Annotated in this window: 26 protein-coding genes; 12 read left to right on the top strand and 14 right to left on the bottom strand. The window is 67.9% G+C overall.

Features of this window, described 5'->3' with window-relative positions; translation table 11 throughout:
• Nucleotides 1–32: 32 nt before the first annotated feature.
• The 6 genes from DKG74_RS20465 (at nucleotide 33) to DKG74_RS20440 (ending at nucleotide 5,390) form a co-directional block, all read left to right on the top strand.
• On the top strand, nucleotides 33–785 hold the full coding sequence (locus tag DKG74_RS20465; protein ID WP_109908041.1) for an ABC transporter ATP-binding protein: 753 nt from the start codon (nucleotides 33–35) through the stop codon (nucleotides 783–785).
• Nucleotides 778–1,518 (top strand): ABC transporter ATP-binding protein, encoded by a 741-nt coding sequence (locus tag DKG74_RS20460; RefSeq protein ID WP_109908040.1) that lies wholly within the window; start codon nucleotides 778–780, stop codon nucleotides 1,516–1,518. Before DKG74_RS20465 ends, DKG74_RS20460 begins: the two co-directional genes overlap by 8 nt.
• A gap of 61 nt (nucleotides 1,519–1,579) precedes the next feature.
• Nucleotides 1,580–2,788 carry an ABC transporter substrate-binding protein gene (locus tag DKG74_RS20455; protein ID WP_109908039.1) on the top strand — a complete coding sequence of 403 codons (1,209 nt, stop codon included), beginning with the start codon at nucleotides 1,580–1,582 and terminating at the stop codon, nucleotides 2,786–2,788.
• Nucleotides 2,789–2,831: 43 nt separating this feature from the next.
• A complete protein-coding gene (locus tag DKG74_RS20450) occupies nucleotides 2,832–3,719 on the top strand; it encodes a branched-chain amino acid ABC transporter permease (protein ID WP_109908038.1) in 888 nt (295 codons plus the stop codon).
• 2 nt (nucleotides 3,720–3,721) lie between these two features.
• On the top strand, nucleotides 3,722–4,699 hold the full coding sequence (locus tag DKG74_RS20445; protein ID WP_109908037.1) for a branched-chain amino acid ABC transporter permease: 978 nt from the start codon (nucleotides 3,722–3,724) through the stop codon (nucleotides 4,697–4,699).
• Between the two features lie 82 nt (nucleotides 4,700–4,781).
• The gene (locus tag DKG74_RS20440) at nucleotides 4,782–5,390 is read left to right on the top strand and encodes a hydrolase (RefSeq protein ID WP_109908036.1); all 609 of its coding nucleotides are present in this window, start codon (nucleotides 4,782–4,784) and stop codon (nucleotides 5,388–5,390) included.
• Here DKG74_RS20440 and DKG74_RS20435 read toward each other — a convergent pair.
• A complete protein-coding gene (locus DKG74_RS20435) occupies nucleotides 5,387–7,213 on the bottom strand; it encodes a TRAFs-binding domain-containing protein (RefSeq protein WP_109908035.1) in 1,827 nt (608 codons plus the stop codon). The two genes, DKG74_RS20440 and DKG74_RS20435, sit on opposite strands and share 4 nt — an antisense overlap.
• A 10-nt stretch (nucleotides 7,214–7,223) precedes the next feature.
• A complete protein-coding gene (locus DKG74_RS20430; RefSeq protein ID WP_109908034.1) occupies nucleotides 7,224–7,931 on the bottom strand; it encodes a Crp/Fnr family transcriptional regulator in 708 nt (235 codons plus the stop codon).
• A gap of 117 nt (nucleotides 7,932–8,048) precedes the next feature.
• Between DKG74_RS20430 and DKG74_RS20425 the strand changes: the two genes are divergently transcribed.
• Nucleotides 8,049–8,966 carry a hypothetical protein gene (locus DKG74_RS20425; RefSeq protein WP_109908033.1) on the top strand — a complete coding sequence of 306 codons (918 nt, stop codon included), beginning with the start codon at nucleotides 8,049–8,051 and terminating at the stop codon, nucleotides 8,964–8,966.
• Here DKG74_RS20425 and DKG74_RS20420 read toward each other — a convergent pair whose 3' ends face one another.
• The 3 genes from DKG74_RS20420 to DKG74_RS20410 are packed head-to-tail and all read right to left on the bottom strand — an operon-like array spanning nucleotide 8,967 to nucleotide 10,556.
• A complete protein-coding gene (locus tag DKG74_RS20420) occupies nucleotides 8,967–9,554 on the bottom strand; it encodes a periplasmic heavy metal sensor (RefSeq protein ID WP_109908032.1) in 588 nt (195 codons plus the stop codon).
• Nucleotides 9,544–9,981 (bottom strand): hypothetical protein, encoded by a 438-nt coding sequence (locus DKG74_RS20415; RefSeq protein WP_109908031.1) that lies wholly within the window; start codon nucleotides 9,979–9,981, stop codon nucleotides 9,544–9,546. The genes DKG74_RS20420 and DKG74_RS20415 overlap by 11 nt, the downstream gene beginning before the upstream one ends.
• Entirely contained in the window at nucleotides 9,981–10,556 is a 576-nt protein-coding gene (locus DKG74_RS20410) for a sigma-70 family RNA polymerase sigma factor (protein ID WP_109908030.1), read from the bottom strand. The genes DKG74_RS20415 and DKG74_RS20410 overlap by 1 nt, the downstream gene beginning before the upstream one ends.
• 128 nt (nucleotides 10,557–10,684) lie before the next feature.
• Between DKG74_RS20410 and mgtE the strand changes: the two genes are divergently transcribed.
• The 5 genes from mgtE to DKG74_RS20385 all read left to right on the top strand — a co-directional run bounded on the left by mgtE (nucleotide 10,685) and on the right by DKG74_RS20385 (nucleotide 16,377).
• A complete protein-coding gene (gene mgtE / locus DKG74_RS20405) occupies nucleotides 10,685–12,064 on the top strand; it encodes a magnesium transporter (protein ID WP_109908029.1) in 1,380 nt (459 codons plus the stop codon).
• A gap of 63 nt (nucleotides 12,065–12,127) precedes the next feature.
• Nucleotides 12,128–12,856, top strand: a complete 729-nt coding sequence (locus DKG74_RS20400; RefSeq protein WP_207779446.1) for a glycosyltransferase family 2 protein — start codon at nucleotides 12,128–12,130, stop codon at nucleotides 12,854–12,856.
• Between the two features lie 40 nt (nucleotides 12,857–12,896).
• Nucleotides 12,897–14,513, top strand: a complete 1,617-nt coding sequence (locus DKG74_RS20395) for an ArnT family glycosyltransferase (RefSeq protein ID WP_165837791.1) — start codon at nucleotides 12,897–12,899, stop codon at nucleotides 14,511–14,513.
• Nucleotides 14,510–15,208, top strand: coding sequence for a phosphatase PAP2 family protein (locus DKG74_RS20390; RefSeq protein ID WP_109908026.1), 699 nt, complete (start codon nucleotides 14,510–14,512; stop codon nucleotides 15,206–15,208). The genes DKG74_RS20395 and DKG74_RS20390 overlap by 4 nt, the downstream gene beginning before the upstream one ends.
• On the top strand, nucleotides 15,205–16,377 hold the full coding sequence (locus tag DKG74_RS20385; RefSeq protein WP_109908025.1) for an isovaleryl-CoA dehydrogenase: 1,173 nt from the start codon (nucleotides 15,205–15,207) through the stop codon (nucleotides 16,375–16,377). Before DKG74_RS20390 ends, DKG74_RS20385 begins: the two co-directional genes overlap by 4 nt.
• Nucleotides 16,378–16,415: 38 nt before the next feature.
• Here DKG74_RS20385 and DKG74_RS20380 read toward each other — a convergent pair whose 3' ends face one another.
• The 9 genes from DKG74_RS20380 to DKG74_RS20340 all read right to left on the bottom strand — a co-directional run bounded on the left by DKG74_RS20380 (nucleotide 16,416) and on the right by DKG74_RS20340 (nucleotide 23,529).
• Nucleotides 16,416–17,672: an MgtC/SapB family protein gene (locus DKG74_RS20380; RefSeq protein WP_109908024.1), complete on the bottom strand. Its 1,257-nt coding sequence runs from the start codon at nucleotides 17,670–17,672 to the stop codon at nucleotides 16,416–16,418.
• A complete protein-coding gene (gene pqqD, locus DKG74_RS20375; protein WP_109908023.1) occupies nucleotides 17,672–17,935 on the bottom strand; it encodes a pyrroloquinoline quinone biosynthesis peptide chaperone PqqD in 264 nt (87 codons plus the stop codon). Before pqqD ends, DKG74_RS20380 begins: the two co-directional genes overlap by 1 nt.
• Nucleotides 17,932–18,366, bottom strand: coding sequence for an iron-sulfur cluster assembly scaffold protein (locus tag DKG74_RS20370; protein WP_109908022.1), 435 nt, complete (start codon nucleotides 18,364–18,366; stop codon nucleotides 17,932–17,934). The genes pqqD and DKG74_RS20370 overlap by 4 nt, the downstream gene beginning before the upstream one ends.
• Entirely contained in the window at nucleotides 18,363–19,598 is a 1,236-nt protein-coding gene (locus DKG74_RS20365; protein ID WP_109908021.1) for an aminotransferase class V-fold PLP-dependent enzyme, read from the bottom strand. Before DKG74_RS20365 ends, DKG74_RS20370 begins: the two co-directional genes overlap by 4 nt.
• Nucleotides 19,595–20,290, bottom strand: a complete 696-nt coding sequence (locus tag DKG74_RS20360) for an HAD family hydrolase (protein WP_133251660.1) — start codon at nucleotides 20,288–20,290, stop codon at nucleotides 19,595–19,597. Before DKG74_RS20360 ends, DKG74_RS20365 begins: the two co-directional genes overlap by 4 nt.
• Before the next feature lie 117 nt (nucleotides 20,291–20,407).
• Nucleotides 20,408–20,923 carry a DUF934 domain-containing protein gene (locus tag DKG74_RS20355; protein ID WP_109908019.1) on the bottom strand — a complete coding sequence of 172 codons (516 nt, stop codon included), beginning with the start codon at nucleotides 20,921–20,923 and terminating at the stop codon, nucleotides 20,408–20,410.
• Entirely contained in the window at nucleotides 20,910–22,565 is a 1,656-nt protein-coding gene (locus DKG74_RS20350; RefSeq protein ID WP_109908018.1) for a nitrite/sulfite reductase, read from the bottom strand. Before DKG74_RS20350 ends, DKG74_RS20355 begins: the two co-directional genes overlap by 14 nt.
• Nucleotides 22,566–22,579: 14 nt before the next feature.
• Nucleotides 22,580–22,912 carry a DUF2849 domain-containing protein gene (locus DKG74_RS20345; RefSeq protein WP_207779445.1) on the bottom strand — a complete coding sequence of 111 codons (333 nt, stop codon included), beginning with the start codon at nucleotides 22,910–22,912 and terminating at the stop codon, nucleotides 22,580–22,582.
• Nucleotides 22,913–23,031: 119 nt separating this feature from the next.
• Entirely contained in the window at nucleotides 23,032–23,529 is a 498-nt protein-coding gene (locus DKG74_RS20340) for a Tat pathway signal sequence domain protein (protein WP_165837790.1), read from the bottom strand.
• Between the last annotated feature and the right edge of the window lie 265 nt (nucleotides 23,530–23,794).

Below are 23,794 nucleotides of genomic sequence, written 5' to 3'. Positions count from 1 at the left end.
CCACCGATCTGTCCTGAAGATTGGGGGGCGCCTTGAGCGATCTGGTTCTGGAAACAAAGGGCCTGACCAAGGAATTTCGTGGTTTTGTCGCCGTGAAAGACGTGAACCTGAAGGTGCGTCGCGGCAGTATCCACGCCTTGATCGGACCGAATGGCGCCGGCAAGACCACGGTTTTCAATCTGCTGACGAAATTCCTGCAGCCGACCGCCGGTACCGTGCGCTTCAACGAGCATGACATCAGCCAGGCCAAGCCGGCGGATATCGCCCGCATGGGTGTGGTGCGCTCGTTCCAGATTTCGGCGGTATTCCCGCATCTGACGGTTCTGGAGAATGTGCGCGTCGCCCTGCAGGCGCGGAGCCCCAAGGTGTTTCACTTCTGGCGCTCGATCCGCGAACTCGATCATCTCGACGCCAAGGCGGCGCAGCTGGTCGAGGATGTCGGCCTCGGTCCGTTCCTGCACACGACGGCGGTGGAGCTTTCCTATGGCCGCAAGCGCGCGCTCGAAATCGCGACGACCCTCGCCCTCGATCCCGAGCTGATGCTGCTCGACGAGCCGACCCAGGGCATGGGCCATGAGGACGTGGGGCGTATCATCGAGCTGATCCGCCGTATCCGCAAAGGTCGCACCATCCTGATGGTCGAACACAACATGTCGGTCGTCTCGGGCCTGTCCGACACGATCACCGTGCTGCAGCGCGGCCAGATCCTGGCCGAGGGGCCCTACGAGACCGTCTCGAAGAATCCTGCCGTCATCGAAGCCTACATGGGGACCGAACATGGCTGAGGCCGCCGTGAAACCGCAGTCGTCGGCCGCCGGCGCGACCCGCCTGAAGATCGAGGGGCTGAACGCCTATTACGGCGAAAGCCATGTCCTGCACGGTGTCGACATCGAGGTGAAGCGGGGCGAAGTGGTCGCGCTGCTGGGCCGAAACGGCGCCGGCAAGACCTCGACGCTGCGCTCCGTCATGGGGCTCGTCGGTCGCCGCACCGGCTCCATCGTCTTCGACGGGGTCGAGACCGCGAAGCTGGCGCCGCATCGCATCGCCCGCCTCGGCATCGGTTACGTGCCCGAGGAGCGGGGCATTTTCGCCAGCCTGAACGTGCACGAAAACCTGATGCTGCCGCCGGTGATCAAGCCGGGCGGCATGTCGGTGCCCGATATTTTCACGCTGTTCCCCAATCTGAAGGAGCGGCTCTACAGCCCGGGCACCAAGCTTTCGGGCGGTGAGCAGCAGATGCTGGCGATCGCCCGCATCCTGCGCAGCGGCGCCGACTTCATCCTGCTGGACGAGCCGACAGAGGGCCTTGCCCCAGTGATCGTGCAGCAGATCGGGGCGGCGGTCCGGCGGCTGAAGGAAAGCGGCCTGACCATGATCGTGGTCGAGCAGTCGATCCATTTCGTCTCGACCATCGCCGACCGTTTCTACGTCATGGAGGACGGCCACGTCGTCGATGCCATGACCGCGGCCGAACTGGCCGCCAATCGCGATCGCCTCGTCACCTATCTCGGGGTCTGAGGACCGCCACCACAATTCGGGCCGGAGCGAGAGAACCGCCGGCCTTTCTCGGGAGGAAGTCATGTTCAAGAAGTCTCTACTCGCGGGTGTCGCCCTTTCGACCATGCTGACCGGCGCCGCCCTCGCGGAAGGCCTGTCGGGCGACAAGGTCGTCATTGGCGTGCTGACTGACCTGTCGGGCGTCTATGCCGACGTGGCGGGCAAGGGCTCGATCGTCGCCGTCGAGATGGCGGTCGCCGATTACGGCGGCAAGGTCCTCGGCAAGCCGATCGAGATCCTGACCGCCGACCACCAGAACAAGGCCGACATCGCGGTGAACATCGCCCGCGAATGGATCGACACCAAGGGCGCGGACACCATCGTCGACCTCGTCACCTCCTCGGTCGGTCTCGGCGTGCAGGGCGTTGGCGGCGAGAAGGGCATCGTCACCATCAATTCCGGCGCGGCCACCGTGCGCCTGACCCAGAAGGAATGCACCGCGACGTCGTTCCACTGGATCTATGACACCTATTCGCTCGCCCATGTGACCCCGCCGTCGGTGGTCGCCGATGGCGGCGATTCGTGGTTCATCATCACGGCGGATTACGCCTTCGGTCACAGCCTCGAGGCTGACGCCACCGCGGTTCTGGGCGAACTCGGCGCCAAGGTGGTCGGCTCGGTCCGCCATCCGTTCCCCTCGGCCGACCTGTCGTCCTTCCTCCTGCAGGCGCAGTCCTCGGGCGCCAAGGTCGTCGCCCTCGCCAACGCCGGCCAGGACACGATCAATTCGGTGAAGCAGGCGGCGGAATTCGGCCTCGTCGCCGGTGGCCAGAAGCTGGTCGCGCTGCTCGCCTTCCTGTCGGACATCCACTCGATCGGTCTCGAGCTCGGCCAGGGCCTCCTCGTCACCACCGGCTTCTACTGGGATCTCGATGACGAGACCCGCTCCTTCTCGAAGAAGTTCTTCGAGAAGTTCGGCAAGATGCCGACCATGGTTCAGGCCGCCGACTATTCGGCCACCCTGCACTATCTGAAGGCGGTCGAAGCCGCCGGCACCGATGATGGCAAGACGGTCGCCGCCAAGATGAAGGAAATGCCGGTGAAGGACGCCGTCATCCACGACGGCAAGATCGCCCCGAACGGCCGCGTCATTCACGACATGTATCTCATGGAAGTGAAGAAGCCTTCGGAATCCACTGGCGAATGGGACCTTTACAAGCTGGTGAAGACGGTGCCGGGCGCCCAGGCGTTCCAGGACCCGGCGAAGTCCGGCTGCGCCCTTTCGCAGTAACTGCCTGCCCTCGCCTCACTGACGACGACGGATCGGTTCCCCAATGTTCGAACTTCTCGGCATTCCACCTCAGGCCCTTTTCGGCCAGCTCCTGCTCGGGCTCATCAACGGCTCCTTCTATGCCTTGCTGAGTCTCGGGCTCGCCGTGATCTTCGGCATGTTGAATGTGATCAACTTCGCCCATGGCGCTCTCTACATGGTTGGCGCCTTCGTGGCCTGGTACCTGCTGCAATATGCGGGTATCGGCTACTGGGGGGCGTTGATCATCACCCCCGTCGTCGTCGGTATTCTGGGGCTCGTGATCGAAAAGACGATGCTGCGGCATCTCTACAAGCTCGATCACCTCTATGGTCTGCTGCTCACCTTCGGGCTCGCCCTCATTCTCGAAGGCGGCTTCAAGTATCAATATGGTGTCTCGGGCCAGTCCTATCCGGTGCCCGCCGCGCTCAACGGCGGCACCAACCTCGGCTTCATGTTCCTGCCCTTCTATCGTGGCTGGGTCGTCGCCCTGTCCATCGTGGTCTGCGTCGCGACCTGGTACGCGATCGAAAAGACGCGCCTCGGCTCGTATCTGCGCGCCGCGACCGAGAATCCGAAACTGGTGCAGGCCTTCGGCATCAATGTGCCGGTCATGATCACCATGACCTATGGTACGGGTGTCGCGCTTGCCGGTCTCGCCGGGGTGATGGCGGCGCCGATCTATTCGGTCAATCCGCTGATGGGCTCCAATCTCATCATCGTCGTCTTCGCGGTTGTCGTCATCGGCGGCATGGGCTCGATCTTCGGCGCCGTCGCCTCGGGCTATCTGCTCGGCCTGATGGAAGGCCTGACCAAGGTCTTCCTGCCTGAAGCCTCGAACATCGTCGTCTTCCTCATCATGGTGGTGGTGCTGCTGCTGCGCCCTGCCGGCCTCTTCGGACGGGAGCGCTGATCATGGCCGTCGTCAAGTCCATCCGCCCCAGCGGCACGGTCTCCGGCCGCTTCACCGGCTCCACCCGTCTGATCATCGGCGCCGTGCTGATCGTCGCCCTGCTGGTCGCGCCCTTCGTTGCCTATCCGGGCTTCCTGATGAAGGCGCTCTGCTTCGCGCTCTTCGCCTGCGCCTTCAACCTGATGCTCGGCTTCGTTGGCCTGCTGTCCTTCGGCCATGCCGCCTTCTTCGGCACCGCCGCCTATGCCTCGGGCTACGCCGCCAAGGTCTGGGGCCTCACGCCTGAGCTGGCGATCCTGTTCGGCGGCCTGATCGGCGGTCTGATGGGCCTTGTCATCGGCGCCATCGCGATCCGGCGTCAGGGCATCTATTTCGCCATGATCACCCTTGCGATCTCGCAGATGGTGTTCTTCTTCGCGATCCAGGCCGGCTCGATCACGGGCGGCGAGGATGGCCTGCAGGGCGTGCCGCGCGGCAGGCTGTTCGGCCTGATCAGCCTCGAAGACTCGCTGACGATGTATTACTTCGTGCTGGCGGTGTTCCTGATCGGCTTCGCCCTGATCTGGCGTATCGTGAACTCGCCTTACGGCGCCGTCCTGAAGGCGATCCGCGAGAACGAGCCGCGGGCCATCTCCCTCGGCTATCAGGTCAACCGCTTCAAGGTCATGGCCTTTGCCCTGTCCGCCGCGCTGACCGGCGTCGCCGGTGGCACCAAGGCGATCGCGGTGCAGCTTGCCTCGCTGACCGACGTGCAGTGGCAGATGTCGGGCGAAGTCATCCTGATGACCCTGCTCGGCGGTGTCGGCACCCTGGTCGGCCCGGCGGTGGGTGGCGCGCTTGTCGTGGGGCTCGAGAATTATCTCGCGACCTCGGGCCTGCCGGTCACCATGGTGATCGGTGTCGTCTTCGTCGTCTGCGTGCTCGTGTTCCGCCGTGGCATCGTCGGCGAGATCAACGTCTTCCTCGGCCGCCGTCGCTGATAGCCCGGGCCGCTCCCGGCTTGCTCCTCGCAGGGCGACACGGTTAAGTGTCGCCCTGTTTGGTTTTGCGCCGGTCCTTTCCATGAACGAACATCGCGTGTGGCAGCGGTTCCTGTCGGGCCGTCGCCTCGACCTTGCAAATCCGTCACCCTTCGATTTCGAGGATACGGATATCGCCCTCGGCCTGTCGCGGGTGGCGCGCTGGAATGGCGCGACCAAGGGTGAATTCGCCTATTCCGTCGCCCAGCACAGCCTCGATGTTCTCGCCGAAATCCGCCGCCGCACGCCTGTGTCGCGCCTGTCGATCAAGCTCGAACTCGCCACCCTGCTTCATGACGGGGCGGAGGGGCTGCTGGGCATGGATGTGATCACGCCGCTGAAACCCGTGCTCGGCCCCGACTGGCGCCGGCTGGAGGACGGGGTACAGCGGGCGATCCACCTGCGTTATGGCCTTGCCCATCCCTTGCCGCCCGACATGGCGAAGCGGATCAAGAAGGCGGACCGCGCCCTCGCGACGACGGAGGCGGTGCAGCTCGTCGGCCTCACCCTCGCCGAGGCGCTCGACCCCACCACCTTCGGCATGGTCGAGCCGCCGCTCGATCGTCAACTCACGCCCTGGCCGGCCAAACGGGCCGAGACCGAATTCCTCGCCGAACTGCGCCGCCTCGCGGGTTACGCCGGGGTCGGCTAACCGCGCTTGCGCAGCAAATACATCGGCATCCGACCGAACTGCTTCGCCGTCGGGATGGTGCCGACATATTCCGAGCTGAAGTCGGGCGAGGTCAGGGCGAGTTCGGCGGCGAAGGCTTCCGAGACGAAGACCTTGCCGGTGAAGGCGATCGGCTCGATGCGGGCGCAGCGCGTTACCTGCGCGCCGTAGAACGTCTCTTCCTCGAGCACATTGTCCCAGCTCGAATAGATCGGGCCGACATGGCCGCCGACCCGCAGCGCGAGGCCTTCGGGCAGGCCGAGGCCGGCGAGGTCGATCCGCCCCATTTCCTCCTGCAGGTCGAGGGCGAGGGCGGCGGCCGAGGGGGCATCGCGCATGATCGTGTGGATCGCGTCGCCCCAGGTGTTCTTGAACAGGATCGAATCCCGGTGGCGCCGGGTCGCCCGGGCGAGCGCCCCCATGACTTCGCGGAAGAACACCGGAATGCTGACGTCGTTCAGCTTGGAGAAACCCTTGACGTCGCAGAACAGCAGGGCGCGCAGCACGCGGTGCGGCGCCTGCACGGCATCCTCGGGCCTCGCCTGGGCAGGCGGCGCGGCGACGCCGGGGGTCACGGCGGCGCCCGCGGGCGCGCCGGCGGGCCAGATCACCTCGCCGTCGCGCTGCATGTCGTCGCGCCAGAAGGCGACATCGGCCGCGGTGCCCGCGACCCCGGCGCCGCCGACGCCGTCCCAGACCGCGAGCTGCACGGCGGGGCCGCCGATCATGTCGGCGCGGATGACGGCGAGGCCCATGGCATAACGCGCGGCGTAACCGAAAATCTCGTCGTCGCCGAGGAAGGGATCGAAGGTCGCGAGGGAAATCCGCATCCGAGGATGATGGATCAGGCGCTCGAACCGCTCGACCCAGTCGGGTCCGGAATCGGCCACGGAAATGCGGACGAAATCCTCATAGGCGAAGGGCAGAACGGCGTGAACCTCACCGCCCGCGTCGAGGATCGCCTCGGCGAAGAGGATGTCGGCGCCCGAGGCGAGGGAGCCATAGCCGAAGCGGATGTCGTGGCGGGCGACAGCCGCGCGGATATCCGCCGCCACGGCCTGTTCCATGGTGGCGGGAAAGCGACCGGGCCGGCCCCAGGGGGTGAGGCGGTGTCCGGTGTAATGGGCGACCGTCGGCGGCGTCATCGGGTCCAGAATCGTCGGGTCCAGATTGCGTTCGGCGATAATCAGCCGCAATTGCCGCCGCGTGGATGCAACACCCGTCACATCGAGGTCGGAAACCGCCATGGCGTCGCGCACCGCCTGTCGCGCCGCGTCCTCCTCGCCGAGGATGAGCGCGGCCTCGGCGGCGGTGGCAAGGTCCCAGAAGCTGGCCGGCCGTGCCGCGCCGTCGACGACGCCTTCGAGGTGCCGGCGGGCGATCAGGGCGAATTCCCGGGCGTTCGCCTCGTCCCCGGCGAGGAGATAGAGCGTCGCCGCGTTGATCGCGGGATAATAGTCGGGGTAGCGGACATAGGCCGCGCGATAGGTGCCCGCCGCCTCCAGCAGTTTCTCCACCCGCGCGGGGCCGGAGAGGGCGAGGGCCTCGTCCTTCTCGATCCGGCCGAGCAGGGTGGCGTAATCGAGACCGAGATCGGGATCGAGGCCATATTCGGCATAGCGCCGGTGGGCGAGTTCGCTCGCCCCCGCGCGGGCAAGGCACAGCACCGCCTCATAGGCGAGGCGGGCATCCGGCCCGGTTTCCTCGATGGCAACGCGGGCGCGGTCGAAGGCCTCGAACAATTCGCCGCGTTTCCGGGCGGCGCGGACCTCGGCCAGGATGTCGTCGACGGTTTCAGGCGTCATGGGGCCGCGTTCAGGCAAGATCGACGAGGTCGCGCAATTGCTCGGGCGCGTTCAGGATGATCGCGCCCTTGTCGATGGAGATGAGGCCATTGTCCCGCCACAGGGCGAACTGCTTGTTCACCGCCTCGCGCGAGGTGCCGACGAGGGCGCCCAATTCGCGTTGGGACAATTTCATGCGCAGGCGGACCTTGCCGCGCGCATCCCGTTCGCCCGAGCTTTCGGCAAGGCTGAGCAGCCATTTCGCCAGCCGCGCCTCGAGACCGAGGAAGGCCCGGTCCTCGATCACGCTCGACGTCCAGCGGACCCGGGCGCAGAGGATTTCGAGGAGACTGAAACACAGGTCCGGGCTCTGCCGCAGATAGGGCACGAAATGGCGCCGGGGCATGTGGAACAGGGTGGTCGGCCCGATGGCCGCGGCGTCGGCCGAACGCGACTTGCCGTCGATCAGGGCGATTTCGCCGAAGAGATCGCCGACACCGAGGATGTTCAGGGTGATTTCGCGCCCCTCGGCATCGCCCGCGAAGATGCGGACCTGGCCTTCGAGAATGCCATAGAGCCCGTCGCCGTCGTCGCCCTTGGCGAAGATGATCTGGTCGTCGGCATAGGTGTGGGTGCTGGAAAAGGCGATCAGGTCGTCGAGAACCTTCTCGGGCACGTCGCGCAGCAGGAAATGCCGCGTCAGCAGCGCTCGTCGCCGCGCGCGTTGGTCTTCGATCATACCCCCCGGTCCCCGGCTTGGCGCTTCGCAATCGTGCCGGCATATTGAGGCCTCGCGCTCCGGCGGCCAAGCCTTTACCGTGCCGCAGCCCGAGAGGGGCGCAAACACGAGGAAAGAATGTCCGCCGACACCGTCGATCCCGAACTGGCCACGCTGACGGCCAATGTCGATACCGCCATCGCCGCCCTCGGCGATTCGCCCGACGAAGCGACGGTGGCGCGCCTGCTCGACGGCAGCCGCCGGCTGGTCGATGCCCTGATGGCGCGCCGCCTCGCGGGCGAGGCGCGGGATCACCTCGACCGGGTCTGGAATCTCGGTGCCCTCGACGGCCATCCGATCGAGAAGGGCATCATGGGCTTCCTTTCCGTGCGTGTGCTGCAGGCCTCGGGCGGGCATGAGGCGGCGGTGACGCGGGCCGCCGATGTTTCGGCCCTGATCGCCGGCACCCGGGGCGACGGCCGGGGTCTCGGCGCGCCGCTCCTCGCCGATCTGGCGCAGGCCCGCGCGGCCTCGCTCGAAACCCTCGGCCGGCGGGAAGAGGCGCGCGACGCGCAAGGCGAGGCGGTCGCCCGCCGCGCCGGCCTTGTCGGCCGCAGCGATCTGCCGGATCAGCGCGGCGGCCTTGCCTCCGCCCGCAACGCCCTCGGTCGCATCCATCTCGCCCTGGGCGAGACCGAGGCGGCGATCGACGAATTGTCGACCTGCATCGCCGAACTGCGCGACCTCGCCGAAGCCTTCGAGGGCAAGCTGCCGCCAGCTCTGTTCAACACCCACGCCGCGGCCTGCAACCGCCTTGGCCGGGCGCTGGCCGCGGCCGGACGGCCGCTCGAGGCCCATCCCCATCTGATGACGTCGGTCGAGAGTATGCGCAGCCTCGTCAACGAGACGCGCAACCTCGGTCTCGTCGACGATTTCCTGACCGCGCTCGGCGATCTCGAAAAGGCGGAAAAGGCGCTGGGCAATGATGCCGTCGCCGCCAATCTGGCGGCCGAGGCGGCGCGCTGGCGCCGCCACGTCGAGGACCAGCGCCGCTGATCAGGGCCGGTCGGTTGCCGGTGGCGCGCCGGGAGGTGGCGCGTTGGGCGGTGGCGCGTCGGGCGGTGGCGGCATGTCCCCCGGCGGAGGCGTCTCTCCCGGCGGCGGAGCCTCGGGCGGCGGGCCGCCGGCATCGTGCCGGCGCGGGCGCTCCGGCCGTGCCGGGGTGAAGCGGCGGCGATCCTCGGCCGACATATGCGTGACCGCCTCGACGAAGGAATGCTGGACCCGCGACTGGACGCTGGCCGACAGGGCGGTCAGCTTGTCGAGCGCGGCTTCCAGCGCCGGCCGGTCGAGGACATCGGCATAGAGCAGGGCTCTGATCTGGGCACGCAGGCCCCGCATTTCCTTGTAGGTATCCTTCAGGTCGCGCCTTGCGTCGCGCATGGTGGCGCGGACGGCGGCGCGTCCATCGGGCGAGAGTTCGCCGAACATGCCTTCCGCCCCCGAAGGCGTCTCGAAACTGAAGGGCGGCGGCGGATTGTCGAAGCGGCGGGCGACGACGATGCCGGCGATCACCAGATTGCCCGCCAGCGACAGGGTCAGGGCGGCAATCAGGCCGATGATCCAGCGGCGCTCAACTGTCATAATTGTCTCCGGCGGTCAGGGCCTGAATTTCGTAACTCGGGGCGTCGTCGCCATAGCTCGCGGACAGCGGATCGCCGACCATGCCGGTCCAGCCGGCGAAAATGCCGACCAGCAGCGAGGCCGCGAGGGCGAAGACGGCGGGCGTCAGCACCCGGCGGGTCGGGAAGGGCACGATATTGTCGCGGATCGCCTGGCCCGAGACCCGGGCGGCGGCCAGAATGCGGGACTTCAGATCGGTGACATCGGGCAGGGGCGCGCGCAGGGCCCCTGCCGCGATCTCCGCCGCGCGCAGGGTGTCCTGCGCCGCGACCGACTGGCGCAGCAGCTCGCGTCCCGCCGCCGCCGAGGGCGCCGGCCAGTCGGCGAGGTCGGGGCCATAGCGGTCGAGCGCATTGGCGAAATGGGTCGGGGTCATGGTCTTGGTCATCAGCTTGCCTCCGCCGGGGCATAGGCGGCGAGGCTGGCGCGCAGCGCGCGCCTTGCCCTCACCAGCAGGGATTCGAGGGCGCCTTCGGTAATATCCAGCGCGGCCGAGGCTTCACCCTGGCTGAAGCCGTCGATCAGGCACAGGCGCACGGCCTGGCCCTGACGCTCGGGCAGGCCGGCGAGCGCGGCATCGAGCGCGCGGCCAAGGGCGGCGCGCAGGGTCGCCGCCTCGGGGTTTTCGCCGGGATCGACCGGCTCGGGAACATCGTCCAGCGCGCCCGGCCGGATTTTCCGCATATGATCGAGCGAGAGATTCATCACGATCCGCCACAGCCAGGTCGTGACCCGCGCCGTCGGCTGCCAGTCGGCCGCACGGGTCCAGACACGAAGAAAGGCTTCCTGCGCGATCTCGTCGGCGATGGCCCTTCTGCCGGTGACACGCAGGGCCAGCGATACGGCGCGCGACAGGTGCCGGTCCATCAGCAGGGCGAACGACCGCTCGTCGCCCAGCGCGATGCGGGCCATCAGGGCGGCGTCATCTTCCCCCGCGGTGGTCGCCTCGGGCCTTGCGCCCATCGTCCGGTCCTGTCCTGCCTCTGTTACGCCGATGTAACGCTTGGGCTGGTATTTTCCTGCGGCCCCTTTTCCGGGCCGTCATGCTGCACTAGGGTCGGCGCCTTCCGGCCGACCACATCGAGGCTATCATGGTCGAACCCCATCTGCGCGAGTCGCCCGAGGAGAGGTCCGCCGGCCTCGAGGTGGACCTGCACGCCGATGTCGTGGCCGCCCTCGACGCCGAAGACCGCGACGCGATCCGGGCGAGCGCGGGCGAGCTGCATGTCGCCGACCTCGCCGACCTGATCGAACAGCTCGGCCATGACGGCCGACGTCTGCTGATCGAGGCCCTGGGCAGCGATCTCGACCCCGAACTCCTGTCCGAGTTGCACGGGCCGGTGCTGACCGAAGTCCTCGACCTGATCGGCCCGCGCGAGGCGGCGGCTGCGCTCAGCCAGCTCGAGACCGACGACGCGGTCTATGTCCTCAACGAATTCGACGACGAACAGCAGCGCGAGGTTCTGGCCGAGTTGCCGGCCGAGGACCGGCAGGCGCTGCAGGCCGGCCTTGCCTATCCGGAGGATTCGGCCGGCCGGCTGATGCAGCGCGACGTCGTCGCCGTCGCCGATTTCTGGTCGATCGGGCGCACGCTCGAATATTTCCGCCGCGAGGCGGACCTGCCCGACCGGTTCTACGAAATCATCGTCATCGACGGCGAGCGCCGGCCCGTCGGCACCCTGCCGCTCGACCGCATGTTGCGCACCAATGCCGACCTGCCCATCGGCATGATCATGGAGCCGGCGGAACATCTGGTCCCCGTCGACATGGATCAGGAAGAAGTCGCCTTCCTGTTCCAGCAATATCGCCTGATGTCGGCCGCCGTGGTCGACCGGGATGGGCGCCTTGCCGGCGTCATCATGGCCGATGACGTCGCCGACGTGATCGAGGAAGAGGTCGAGGAAGACGCCATGCTGCTCGGCGGCGTCGCCGAGACCGACATTCAGGAAACCGTCTGGACCACGACGCGCACGCGCTTTTCCTGGCTCTTCGTCAATCTGGGCACGGCCTTTCTCGCCTCCGCCGTCATCGGCATGTTCGATGCCGCGATCGAGAAGATCGTCGCCCTCGCGGTGCTGATGCCCATCGTCGCCTCCATGGGCGGCAATGCCGCGACCCAGACCCTGACTGTCGCCGTCCGTACCCTGGCGACGCGTGAGCTGACCGCCGCCAACGCCCGCCGTGTCGTCGTCAAGGAAGCGATGGTCGGGGCGATCAATGGCTTCGTCTTCGCCGCCATCGTCGGGGGGATCGGCTTCGCCTGGTTCGGCGACTGGGAGCTGGGCGCGGTCTTCGGCCTGTCCATGATCATCAACATGATCGCCGCCGCCCTCGCGGGCGTGCTCGTCCCCGTTACCCTCGACCGGCTGGGGGTCGATCCTGCCGTCGCCTCGGGCGTCTTCGTGACCACGGTGACCGATGTCGTCGGTTTCTTCGCCTTCCTCGGGCTCGCCGCGCTCCTGTTGCTGTGACGGATGACAAATGGCGGCCGACGGGCTAGACCCTTGGCCACGACCGGCCGAAAGCAGAGTGCCATGGATCTGAGTATCGTCATTCCCGTGCTGAACGAATCCGGCAATGTCGTCCCCTTGCTGGACGAAGTGCTGGCCGCCCTGCGGCCCGTCGGCATCGAATTCGAAGTGATTTTCGTCGACGACGGTTCGGACGACGATACCGCGGCCAAGCTGATCGCGCGCCAGGGCGACACGCCAGAGCTGCGCCTCGTCCGCCATGCCAGCCGCTATGGCCAGAGCATGGGGGTCCGCTCGGGCGTGCTCGCCGCGCGCGGGCGCTGGATCGGCACGCTCGACGGCGACCGCCAGAACGATCCCGCCGATCTGCCCGCCATGTGGGCCGCCGCCAACGGGCCGGAAGCGCCGGGCCTGATCGCGGGCGAGCGCATCAAGCGCAACGACAACTGGCAGAAACGCTATGCCTCCCGCTTCGCCAACTGGCTGCGGCAGAAGCTTCTGCACGATGGCGTGAAGGACACGGGCTGCGGCCTGAAGATGTTCCGCCGCGACCTGTTCCTGGAATTCCCGCATTTCGACCACATGCACCGCTATCTGCCAGCGCTGGCCCGGCGCCATGGCGCCAGGGTGCTGCCGGTGCCCGTCCGCCACCGCGCGCGGGAAGAGGGGACGTCGAAATACGGCACCCTCGACCGGGCGCTGGTCGGCGCGACCGATCTGTTCGGCGTCTGGTGGCTGATCCGGCGCTCCCGCTTCCCGATCCGGCTGCGCGATGACGGCGGCGCCCGGTGAGCTGACGCTCCCCCGCTCCGGGGGGGTGGTCCGGGGGCTGGTGCTCGTGCTCCTGTGCCTCGCCATGTTCCTGCCCGGTCTCAATCGCCTGCCGCCGACGGATCGCGACGAATCGCGCTTCGCCCAGGCCTCGCGCCAGATGGTCGAGAGCGGGAATTACATCGACATCCGCTTCCAGGACGTGCCGCGCTACAAGAAGCCGGTCGGCATCTACTGGCTGCAATCGGCCGCCGTCGCCCTGGTGGGCGAGGGGGCGGACAGTCCGATCTGGGTCTACCGCCTGCCGTCCTTCCTCGCCGGGCTTTGCGCCGTCCTGCTGCTCTATGGCTTCGGCCGGCGCTTCGCGGGCGATGATGTCGCCTTCGCCGCTTCGGCCCTGCTGGCGGCTGCCCTTGTCCTCAATATCGAATCCCGCCTTGCCAAGACCGACGCCAGCCTTCTCATGGCGACGACCGGGGCGCTGGCCATTTTCGGCACGGTCTATGCCCGTGTCGTCGCGGGACGGGCGGTGCCCTGGCTGCTGCCCCTCGCGGGCTGGGCGTTTCTCGGCGTCGGCGTGCTGATCAAGGGGCCGATCACGCCCATGGTGGCGGGCCTCGCCGTCGCCAGCCTCGCCGTCGCCGACCGGGGCCTTGGCCGGACGGCGGCCTATCTCCGGGCGCTGCGGCCGGTTTCGGGTCTTTTGCTGGTCGGGGTCATCGTGCTGCCCTGGCTGATCGCGATCAGCCTGATTTCCAACGGCCAGTTCCTGGCCAGTTCGGTCGGCGGCGACCTTGCCACCAAACTGACCGGCGGGGCGGAAAGTCACGGCGCGCCGCCCGGCTATTACTTCCTGACCATGACCGGGATGCTGTGGCCGGGCGCGCTTCTGGTCGGCCTTGGGCTGCCCTGGGCCTGGCAACAGCGGCGGCAGCCGTTCGTCCGCTTCTGCCTTGCCTGGGCGGTGCCGAGCTTCATCGCCTTCGAGCTGTTCCCGACCAAGCTGCCGCATTACACGCTGCCCTGCGATCCCGCCCTGCTGCTGCTCGGCGCCGGTGCCGCGCTCGCGGGGTTCCGGCCGGTTTCGCGCCTCGGCAAGGTCTGGCGGGGGCTGGTGCTGACCGGCTTCGGCGGGGTCGGCCTCGCGCTCGGCCTTGGTCTTGCCGGGCTGGACTGGCGCTTCGGCGGCGGGCCGAGCGTGGCCGGCATCGGCGCCGCCCTTGTCGCCGTGCTGGCGACGGCTTCCGTCCTCTGGCTCGAACATCGGGGCCGGATCGCGCGGGCGATCATGGTCATGGTGGTCGGCGCCGCCGCCCTCTATGGCGCGGCTTTCGCCTTCATCCTGCCGGGGATCGACGCCGTCTGGCCCTCGCGCGCGCTGGCGGCGCGGCTGACCGACCTTGGCGTCGCCGATGCGCCGACCCTGCTCGCCGTCGGCTACAGCGAGCCGAGCCTCGTCTTCCTGACCAGGACCGACATCCTGATGACCGCACCGGAGGAGGCCGCCGCCGTCTTCCGCGACCGGCCGGGCGCCGTCGCGCTGGTCGAGGCGGGCTCGCGCGCCGCCTTCGACGCCGCGCTCGGCGGCGCCGGGGTGGCGGACCTCGGCCATGTCGAGGGCATCAATGTCTCGCGCGGGAAACCGGTCGATATCGCCATCCTGCGCCGGGTGCCATGACGGGGAAGCGGATCGCCGGCCTCGTCTGGTCGCTCGCCCAGGACACGCTGGTCGAGACGGCGCGCGGGCTGGTCCGTTTCTGGCCACTCAGCCTCGGTTTCGCCGCCTGCGTCATCCTGATGGTGCTGTTCGTCGACCGGCCCCTGGCGCTCTGGCTTTGGGCGCTGCCTTCGGCGGACAAGGCGTTCTTCACCGCGATCAACGAAGTCGGCCGCTCGGGCTGGATGTTCGGCGTCGCGGCGGTCTGGCTCGTCGCCGCGCTCCTGCTGCGCCGGGATGACTGGGCGATCCGGGCAGCTTTCGTCATTGGCGCCATCGCCATGGGCGGCTGGGTGGTCAATGTGCTGAAGCTCGTCTTCGCGCGGGCGCGGCCCCGGCTTCTCGTCGGGGACGAGGCGACGGGCGACTATGGCTTTCGCGGCTTTGCCATCGACCCGGACTGGAATTCCTTTCCATCCGGCCATTCGCAGGCCAGCGCCAGCCTCGCCGCCGCGCTCGCCTGCATCTGGCCGCGTTTCGGCCTCGTCTTTCTCGGCCTCGCCCTGCTGCCGGCGGTGGCGCGGGCGGTGAACCTCAACCATTTCGCTTCCGACGTCGCGACCGGCTATCTGGCCGGCTGCGTCGTCACCTTTGCCCTGGCCCGGGCTTGCGCCGCCCGGTCCGTCGGGCCCATCACCACAGGGGAGAGACGATGAACACAGGACCGCTGCCCGATTTCGACGACGATCTGGGCGAAGACATCCGCATGTTGCGCCAGTCGGTCGCGGCCTTCACCGCGGCCGAGATCACGCCGCGCGCCGCCGACATCGACCGCGAGAATAATTTCCCGCCCGACCTCTGGCCGAAGCTGGGCGACCTCGGCGTCCTCGGCATCACGGTCGAGGAAGAGTTCGGCGGCTCGGGCCTCGGCTATCTCGAGCATGTCGTCGCGATGGAGGAGATCAGCCGGGGTTCCGCCTCGGTCGGCCTGTCCTATGGCGCCCATTCCAACCTCTGCGTCAACCAGATCCGTCTGAACGGCAACCCGGGCCAGAAGCAGAAATATCTGCCGGGCCTTGTCGCCGGAACCTCGATCGGCGCCCTCGCCATGTCGGAGGCCGGGGCCGGTTCCGACGTGGTTTCCCTGCGCCTGAAGGCGGAGAAGAAGGGTGACCGCTACATCCTGAACGGCTCGAAGTTCTGGATCACCAACGGGCCGAACGCCGATGTCCTCGTCGTCTATGCCAAGACCGATCCTTCGGCGGGGCCAAAGGGCATCACCGCCTTCCTGATCGAGAAGGGCATGAAGGGTTTCTCGGTCGGGCCGAAGCTCGACAAGCTCGGCATGCGCGGCTCCAATACCGGCGAACTGATCTTCGAGGATTGCGAAGTGCCGGCGGACAATATCCTCGGCACCCTCGGCGGCGGCGTGAAGGTGCTGATGTCTGGCCTCGATTACGAGCGGGCGGTGCTCTCGGCCGGTCCCCTCGGCATCATGCAGGCCTGCCTCGACGTGGTCATTCCCTATGTCCACGAGCGCAAGCAGTTCGGCAAGGCGATCGGCGAATTCCAGCTGATGCAGGGCAAGCTGGCCGACATGTATGTGACGCTGGGCGCGGCGCGGTCCTATGTCTATGCCGTGGCGCGGGCCTGTGACCGGGGCAAGGTCACCCGCAAGGACGCGGCCGGTGCCATCCTCTTCGCCGCCGAGGCCGCGACCAAGCTGGCGCTCGAGGCGATCCAGACCCTGGGCGGCAACGGTTACATCAACGACTACCCGACGGGCCGCCTGCTGCGCGACGCCAAGCTCTATGAGATCGGCGCCGGCACCAGTGAAATCCGCCGCATGTTGATCGGCCGCGAACTCTTCGCCGAGACCGCCTGAGCGTTTGCAGCAAGCCCAGCGCCGCTCCGGCGGCGCGTTTACAACAAGACCAGCGCCGCTCCGGCGGCGCTCATGACGACGGCGGTCGGGATCAGGCGGGTGGCGACGGCGCGCCCGCCGGCATAGGTGCCGAGCCCGGCCTTGACCAGCGTGTTGGTGACGGCGGCGATCAGGATCACCTTCGCCGCCTCGTCGGCGCCGACCCCGGCGCCGACCTTGCCTCCGGCGACCGACAGGGTAATGGCGTCGACATCGGCAAGGCCCGAGATCACGGCGAGAAGCTCCAGCCCGGCATTGCCGAACTGCGCCTGCACCCAGTGGCTGCCCAGCATGATCGCCGCGAGCAGCGCCGCGAAGCGGAGCGCGCTGATCAGCTCGAACGGATTGCCTGGCGGCTGCGGCGGCACCGCTTCCGCGCCCCCGCGCAGGCGCAGGAACCAGAAGGTGAGGGCAATGCCGACCAGTGCCATGGCCGCCATCGACGGCAGCACGGCAAGCCCGATGGCGGGCGCGAGGACGTAAGCAACGAGGGCGATGCGCCCGCACATGATCACCCAGGCGGCGACGGCACCGGCGGCGGCGGCAGGGCCGAGCGTCGCCTGCCGTCCCGCCATGCGCGACAGGGCGAGGGTGGTCGCGGTCGACGACACGAGGCCGCCGAAGACCCCGGCGAAGAGCACGCCCCGGCCGCTGTCGCCCAGCCGGATCGCGACATAGCCAAGGAACGACAGGCCGGCTATCGCCACCACCATCAGCCACAGCTCGAAGGGGTTCAGGGCCTGATAGGGGCCATAACCCTCGTTCGGCAGCACGGGCAGGATGACGACGGAAATCAGCAGGAGGCGCAGCGCCGCCGCCACCTCGACCGCTTCGACCCGGCGCAGCAGGCGATGGGTGACCGGTTTCGCCGACAGGATCGCGGTCGCGACCACGGCGGCCATGGCGGCGGGCAGCGCATGGCCCATGCTGGCGATGCCGCCCAGCAGCACGGTCAGCACGCCGGCGATCACCGTCGTCAGGCTCAGATCGTTGTCATGGGTCGCCGCTCGCCAATAGCCGAGACCAAGCAGCACGACGACCGCGATCACCGCGGCGGCCAGGGGCCAGGGACTGCCGGCGCTGCCGCCGGCAAGGCCCGCGATGCCGCCGATGAGGCCGATCAGGCTGAAGGTGCGGATGCCGGCGGGGCGCGTGCCCTCCGCCTGATCGCGCTGGTACCAGCCGCGCTCGAAACCGATGACGGCGCCGCAGCCGAGCGAAATGGCGAGATCGCCGATGACGGGCAGCGGCTCCATCAGCGCAGGACCAGCAGGCCCCGGGTGGCGAGATCGGCGATCAGGTCAGCGACGTCGCCCGCGATTTCGGCTTCCGGCGCCTCATATTCGGCGGCGAGGGCGGTGACGATGGCCTCGGTCCGCGTCTTGCCGTCGACGAGGGCGATGACGGCGGCGCCGATGGTGTCGAGCTGGACGATCCGCTCGGGCGCCTGAAGGATCCAGCCGTCGCGCTGCTTGTCGAAGGACAGGCGGACGCCGGGGGCAAGGCGGGGCAGGTTCATGATGTCGCCTTTTCGGCTTCGCGCGTCGCCGCTTCCAGGGCCTCGAAAGGCAGCAGGACGCAGGCGAAACGCGCACGGTGTCTGGTGATGCCGGTGAACAGGTCGAAGGCGGGATGGCCCGCCAGCAGGGGACGCGCGTCCTGCTTCAGGCCCGCCATCAGGCGGTCGCCAAGGTCGAGGATGTCGTCGGCCGTCCGCCCTTCGGCTTCGGCCGAGAGGAGGGCGGCGCTGGCCTGACAGATGACGCAGGCCTTCACCTGGTGGCGCAGCGACTTGATCCGCCCGTCCGCCAGGGTGACGTCGAAACCGACCCGGTCGCCGCAGAAAGGATTGTCCAGGGTGGCGTGGCCGCCCGCGTCCGGCAGGCTGCCGGCGAAGCGGATGTCGCTCGCCGTGCGCAGCATGTCCCTTGGATAAAGCTCGTCGCTCATGACAGCAGAACCTTCATCGCATCCGCGATCCCGGCGAGGCAGGCTTCGATATCGCCCGCGTCGTTGAAAGGGGCGAGACTGGCCCGGGCCGAGCCGGCGACCCCATAGACCGCGTGCAGAACCTGGGCACAATGATGGCCGCCCCGCAAGGCCACGCCGCGCCGGTCCAGAATCTGGCACAGATCGTGGGGATGCGTGCCCTCGATGACGAAGGAGACGAGGGGCAGCCGGTCATCGAGTCCCGCCGGCCCGATCAGGCGCAGGCGATTGCCGGCGATTCGCGCGAGGCCTTCGATCAGGCGGCCGGTCAGCGCCAGCTGATGCGCCATCGCCGCGTCATGGTCGAGCGCGGCATGGAATCGGCAGGCGGCGCCAAGGCCGACGGCGGGCGCGATGGGCGGCGTGCCCGCCTCGAACCGCTGGGGCGGCCGGGCGTAGGTCGAGGTCTCGAAGGTGACGCTGCGGATCATCTCGCCCCCGCCCATGAGCGGCGCCATGGCGTCGAGCAGGGGATAGCGGCCCCACAGCACGCCGACCCCGTTGGGCGCGCCCAGCTTGTGGCCCGACAGGACATAGAAATCGCAGCCGAGGGCGGGCAGGTCGAGCGGCCCGTGGGGCGCCATCTGCGCCCCGTCGACGAGGAGCAGGGCGCCCGCCGCATGGGCGATGGCCGCGACCTCGGCGACGGGCGTGATCGCGCCAGTCACATTGGAGGCATGGGTAACGGCGACCAGCTTCACCCGTTTGTCGATCAGCCGGGGCAGGGCGGCGCGGTCGAGGCGGCCGTCCGCCGTCATGGGCAGGCGGACGAGGGTGAGGCCGCGCCGCGCCGCCAGCATCTGCCAGGGCACGAGATTGGCGTGATGTTCCAGTTCGCTGACGGCGATGGCGTCGCCCGGCGCCAGCAGGTCGCCATGGCTGCGCGCCACGAGATTGATCGCCGCCGTGCAGCCGGCGGTGAAGATCACTTCGCGGGCCGGCACCTTCAGATAGGCGGCGACGGCATCCCGCGCGTCGTCATAGGCGTTGGTCGCGCGCTCGGCCAGGGTATGGACGCTGCGCTTCACATTGGCCCTGGCCGTCGTCTCATGGGCGATGATGGCGTCGAGCACGGGCTGTGGCATCTGCCCGGTCGCGCCATTGTCGAGATAGTGGAGCGGCACGCCCGGCGCGATGTCTTGCGCCAGAATGGGATAGGCGGCGCGCAGGCGGGCCACGGAAAAGCCGCTCACGGCACGAGGCCCAGGATACCCGCGGTGAAGATGGAATCGAGGGCATGGCCAAGGTCGGCGTAATCCTCGATCACGCGCTGGGCCCCGGCGGCGCGCAGGGCCTCCGCCCGTTCGCCGCTGCCGACACCGACGAAGCCGATGCCGAGCGCGCGGGCGGCGGCGGCATCCCAGACCCCGTCGCCGACATAGACGCGGATTTCGAATTCGTCGATGCCGTGTTCGGCGGCGGCGCGGGCACTGGCGGCGTCGATGATGCCGGCGCGTTCGTCGTGATCGTCGGAAAAGGCCGCTGGCACCTGCGCGACATGCAGGCGGGCGGCGCGCAATTTTTCCTGCGCGGTGGCGGCGAAACTGCCGCTGGCCAGGGCGACGCCGACCCCGGGCAGGGCGCGCAGGGTGGCGACCAGCCGCGCGGCGCCGGGCACCTGTTCCAGCTTCAGATCGGCGTCATAGCGGCGCAGGACCGCGCGTTCGATGGCGTCGATCTCGTCTTCCGTCGGCGCGCGGCCGAGTTTCCGGCCGAGGATTTCGCGGGCGATGCCGCGGTCGGTCGAGGTGCGGTAGCGCGACCAGTCGGTGTCGAGTTGGTGACCATGCAACTCCGCCCAGGCGGCGGCGAGGGCGGCGTCGTCATGTCCGGTCGAGCGGATCAGCGTTCCGTCGATATCGAGGAGGACGAGGAGAGTCGGCATGGTGGCGGCAGGATAGCCGCCTTTCGTCACACAAGCAGCAACCACAAGACGACAAGGCCGACAAAGACCAGCCCGCTGCCCCAGACGATGGGGTGCAGGCCGGAAGCTGCCGCCTTCTCAGCCATGGCGCAGCTCGTTGATGGTGGGCCGGCCGGTGGTGTCGGGCTGGTAATGGCGGGTGAAGACCGTCGCCGCCTCGTCGAAGGCGGCGAGGGGGAAGTCGTCGCCGACCTCGAAACTGTCGATGCCGCAGCGGATCATGTGCGGGATCTGATCCCACAGCACGTCACCCACGGCGCGGACCTCGCCATCGAAGCCGAACCGCTGGCGCAGCTGCACCGCGTGGGAATAACCCCTGCCGTCGCGGAAGATCGGGAATTCCAGGGCGACGAGGGCGATGCGGTCGAGATCGTCGGCGACGCTGGCCGGGGCCTCGTTCGACTTCAGGCGCAGACCCAGCGGCGCGTTACGCCCGACCAGCTTGTCCCGCTCGGCCCGAAACCTCGCGAGGGAGACGACGACGGCCTTGCCCTCGGGCAGTTCCGCGTCGTCGTCGACGAGGGTCCAGTCGTTCTCGACGACACTGGCCTTGCGGCCATCCGCGATGAGGGAGGCGTTCTTAACGAGCTTCATAAAGCGCAGCCTTGAACGGGGCGAGGCCGACCCGACGATAGCAGTCGAGGAAGGTTTCGGCGTCGCCGTGACGCAGGGAGAGATAGGTTCCGATCACGGTCTCGACCGCACCGACGATCCGCTCCGGCGGGAAGCCGGTGCCGGTGACCTGGCCGATCGAGGCATCTTCCGCGCCCGAGCCGCCGAGCTGGAGCTGGTAGAACTCCTTGCCGTGCTTGTCGACGCCGAGAATGCCGATATGGCCGACATGATGATGGCCGCAGGCATTGATGCAGCCCGACATCTTGATCTTCAGATTGCCGATGGCGTATTGCCGCTCGAGGTCGGCGAACCGCTGTTGCAATTCGTCGGCGATGGAGATCGAGCGGGCATTGGCCAGATCGCAATAGTCGAGACCCGGGCAGCAGATGATGTCCGAGATCAGGCCGATGTTGGCGCTGGCGAGGCCGGCGGCCGACAGCTGCTGCCAGACAGTGTAGAGGTCGTCCAGCTTCACATTGGGCAGGACGAGGTTCTGCTCGTGGGTGACGCGCAATTCGTCGAGCGAGTAACGCTCGGCGATATCGGCGACGGCATCCATCTGGTCGGCGCTGGCGTCGCCCGGGGCGATGCCCGGCGCCTTCAGCGAGACCGAGACGATGGCATAGCCCGGCACCTTGTGGGCGTGGACATTGGTGCGCACGAAGGCGCGGAAGCCCTTGTCCTCGAACTTGTGCGCCTCGAAACCGGTCGAGGTCGCGGGCAGGGCTTCATAGGCGGGCGGGGCGAAATAGGCCTGGATGCGGGCGATTTCCGCGTCCGGCAGTTTCACCGTGCCCCGGCTGCGGGCGAATTCCGCGTCGACCAGGGCGGAATATTTCTCCAGCCCCATTTCATGGACCAGAATCTTGATCCGCGCCTTGTAGATATTGTCGCGGCGGCCGAGCTCGTTATAGACGCGCAGGCACGCCGTCGCATAGTCGAGGAGATCGGCCTTCGGCACGAAATCCTTGATCTTCTTGGCGATGATCGGCGTCCGGCCCATGCCGCCGCCGACCCAGAATTCAAAGCCGGTCTCGCCTTCCGCGTTGCGGACGACGCGGATGCCAATGTCGTGCAGCTTGATCGCCGCGCGGTCGTGCTCGCTGCCGGTGACGGCGATCTTGAACTTGCGCGGCAGATAGGAAAATTCCGGGTGGAAGGTCGACCACTGGCGGATGATCTCGCACCAGGGGCGCGGGTCCTCGACCTCGCCCGCGGCGACGCCGGCGAAGGGATCGGAGGTCACATTGCGGATGCAGTTGCCCGAAGTCTGGATGCCATGCATCTCGACCGTGGCGAGATCGGCGAGGATATCCGGCGTGTCGACCAGGCGCGGCCAGTTGTACTGGATGTTCTGCCGCGTGGTGAAATGGCCATAGCCCTTGTCGTACTTGCGGGCGATATGGGCCAGCATGTGCATCTGCCGGGGCGACAGCGTGCCATAGGGAATGGCGACCCGCAGCATATAGGCGTGGAGCTGGAGATAGAGCCCGTTCATCAGGCGCAGCGGCTTGAACTGGTCCTCGGTCAGCTCGCCCTTCAGGCGGCGGCCGACCTGACCGCGGAACTGGGCGACGCGCTCGTCGACGGCCTGCTGATCGAATTCGTCATAACGATACATGGGCGCGCCTTCCGTCAGCGGGGCAGGGCAGGCGCGAGGGCCTGCTTGCCGAGGTCGGGACGATTGGACGGGCCGGCGGCCCTGATCCGCTCGCGCACGCTGGCGGGCAGGATCCGGCCATCCTCGACCGTGACCGGCATCAGATAGGCGCCGACGACGCGGCGCGCCTTCACGGCGGCGGCGGCGGTTTCCGTCAGCTGGCCTTCCGCGCCGGCATCGACCGCGACGAGGGCCGATGCCAGGTCCTCGACCCAGGGGGCCGCCTTGCCGATGTAGACGACCGCGCCATCGTCCAGCCTGTTCGCCGTCAAAACCTTCATGTCCACCAGTTCCATGTAGAAGGACATGGTGATACGCCGCGCCTATGCGAAGGTCAAGGCCGCGTTGGACAACAAGATAAATATCATAATAAATATGTTAAATAGGCGTTGCGCCGGGAATTCGGCGCAACGCCTTGATAAATCGCCTATTTGAACAGTTTGGCGGCGGTGCGGCTGCTGGGCGTGATGCGCTTGGCGCAATCCGCTATGGCGCCTTCGGCGGTGCCGCAGCTCATCACGTCGTTGATCAGCACGCTGCCGATGCGGGCACAGTCCTGACCGTCGATGTCGAACAGCTTCACCGTGGTCTTGCCGGCGGCGACCGGGGCGAGGCTGGCGGCGACCCGCTTCTCGATCACCTGATCCTGATTGAACAGGATGAAATCGAGCTTCAGGTCGGCGATATCGGGGCCGCCCGGATTGGCGATCACCAGATAGACCCGGCAGGCGCCCGCCTGCGGCTCCAGCTTGTTCAATTCGACCGTGATCGGCTCGGCCGCCGGGGTCGGCGCGGGCTGGGCGACGGGGGCCGGCGCGGGCGTCTCGGCCGCGGGGGCCGGGGCCGGAGCGGGTGTCTGGGCAGCGGCGGCGAAAGACGCCAGGCAGAAGGCGGCACAGGCCAGAGTTCCGGTCGGGAAGTTCATACGGTCCTCGCATTGACGAAGCGAACGGGCAGGAGGATGCCGCCATGCCCCGGTTCGGCGCAAGCATGGCGCCAGATCGCTCTGGCGAAAATAGGGCGATCGAAAAATCCTTCGCGCCGGGCCGATCGCTCTCCCCCCCCGTCCTTGTATCTGGAAAGGGCGTTGGTTGTAGACGAGACTGACGTTGTGATGGGACCGGCGGCCGCCGGTCCCATCACAGGCGGCCGGCACTCGTCTGCCCTCTGGCTGCAACCGTGGGAGAGCT

It is taken from the genome of Zavarzinia aquatilis (assembly GCF_003173035.1).
Classification (GTDB): Bacteria; Pseudomonadota; Alphaproteobacteria; order Zavarziniales; family Zavarziniaceae; genus Zavarzinia; species Zavarzinia aquatilis.
Note: the sequence above shows the minus strand (reverse complement) of the source record. Positions and strands in the feature narration are given on the sequence as shown.

What these genes read in the sequence shown, in the direction of transcription:
- DKG74_RS20355 (WP_109908019.1), bottom strand. Translation starts at nt 20,923, where the DNA reads ATGAAGCTCGTTAAGAACGCCTCCCTCATCGCGGATGGCCGCAAGGCC.
- DKG74_RS20370 (WP_109908022.1), bottom strand. Translation starts at nt 18,366, where the DNA reads ATGAGCGACGAGCTTTATCCAAGGGACATGCTGCGCACGGCGAGCGAC.
- DKG74_RS20415 (WP_109908031.1), bottom strand. Translation starts at nt 9,981, where the DNA reads ATGACCAAGACCATGACCCCGACCCATTTCGCCAATGCGCTCGACCGC.
- DKG74_RS20345 (WP_207779445.1), bottom strand. Translation starts at nt 22,912, where the DNA reads ATGTCCTTCTACATGGAACTGGTGGACATGAAGGTTTTGACGGCGAAC.
- pqqD (WP_109908023.1), bottom strand. Translation starts at nt 17,935, where the DNA reads ATGAACCTGCCCCGCCTTGCCCCCGGCGTCCGCCTGTCCTTCGACAAG.
- DKG74_RS20440 (WP_109908036.1), top strand. Translation starts at nt 4,782, where the DNA reads ATGAACGAACATCGCGTGTGGCAGCGGTTCCTGTCGGGCCGTCGCCTC.
- DKG74_RS20455 (WP_109908039.1), top strand. Translation starts at nt 1,580, where the DNA reads ATGTTCAAGAAGTCTCTACTCGCGGGTGTCGCCCTTTCGACCATGCTG.
- DKG74_RS20350 (WP_109908018.1), bottom strand. Translation starts at nt 22,565, where the DNA reads ATGTATCGTTATGACGAATTCGATCAGCAGGCCGTCGACGAGCGCGTC.
- DKG74_RS20360 (WP_133251660.1), bottom strand. Translation starts at nt 20,290, where the DNA reads ATGCCGACTCTCCTCGTCCTCCTCGATATCGACGGAACGCTGATCCGC.
- mgtE (WP_109908029.1), top strand. Translation starts at nt 10,685, where the DNA reads ATGGTCGAACCCCATCTGCGCGAGTCGCCCGAGGAGAGGTCCGCCGGC.
- DKG74_RS20410 (WP_109908030.1), bottom strand. Translation starts at nt 10,556, where the DNA reads ATGGGCGCAAGGCCCGAGGCGACCACCGCGGGGGAAGATGACGCCGCC.
- DKG74_RS20450 (WP_109908038.1), top strand. Translation starts at nt 2,832, where the DNA reads ATGTTCGAACTTCTCGGCATTCCACCTCAGGCCCTTTTCGGCCAGCTC.
- DKG74_RS20445 (WP_109908037.1), top strand. Translation starts at nt 3,722, where the DNA reads ATGGCCGTCGTCAAGTCCATCCGCCCCAGCGGCACGGTCTCCGGCCGC.
- DKG74_RS20420 (WP_109908032.1), bottom strand. Translation starts at nt 9,554, where the DNA reads ATGACAGTTGAGCGCCGCTGGATCATCGGCCTGATTGCCGCCCTGACC.
- DKG74_RS20390 (WP_109908026.1), top strand. Translation starts at nt 14,510, where the DNA reads ATGACGGGGAAGCGGATCGCCGGCCTCGTCTGGTCGCTCGCCCAGGAC.
- DKG74_RS20380 (WP_109908024.1), bottom strand. Translation starts at nt 17,672, where the DNA reads ATGGAGCCGCTGCCCGTCATCGGCGATCTCGCCATTTCGCTCGGCTGC.
- DKG74_RS20430 (WP_109908034.1), bottom strand. Translation starts at nt 7,931, where the DNA reads ATGATCGAAGACCAACGCGCGCGGCGACGAGCGCTGCTGACGCGGCAT.
- DKG74_RS20425 (WP_109908033.1), top strand. Translation starts at nt 8,049, where the DNA reads ATGTCCGCCGACACCGTCGATCCCGAACTGGCCACGCTGACGGCCAAT.
- DKG74_RS20460 (WP_109908040.1), top strand. Translation starts at nt 778, where the DNA reads ATGGCTGAGGCCGCCGTGAAACCGCAGTCGTCGGCCGCCGGCGCGACC.
- DKG74_RS20400 (WP_207779446.1), top strand. Translation starts at nt 12,128, where the DNA reads ATGGATCTGAGTATCGTCATTCCCGTGCTGAACGAATCCGGCAATGTC.
- DKG74_RS20435 (WP_109908035.1), bottom strand. Translation starts at nt 7,213, where the DNA reads ATGACGCCTGAAACCGTCGACGACATCCTGGCCGAGGTCCGCGCCGCC.
- DKG74_RS20385 (WP_109908025.1), top strand. Translation starts at nt 15,205, where the DNA reads ATGAACACAGGACCGCTGCCCGATTTCGACGACGATCTGGGCGAAGAC.
- DKG74_RS20340 (WP_165837790.1), bottom strand. Translation starts at nt 23,529, where the DNA reads ATGAACTTCCCGACCGGAACTCTGGCCTGTGCCGCCTTCTGCCTGGCG.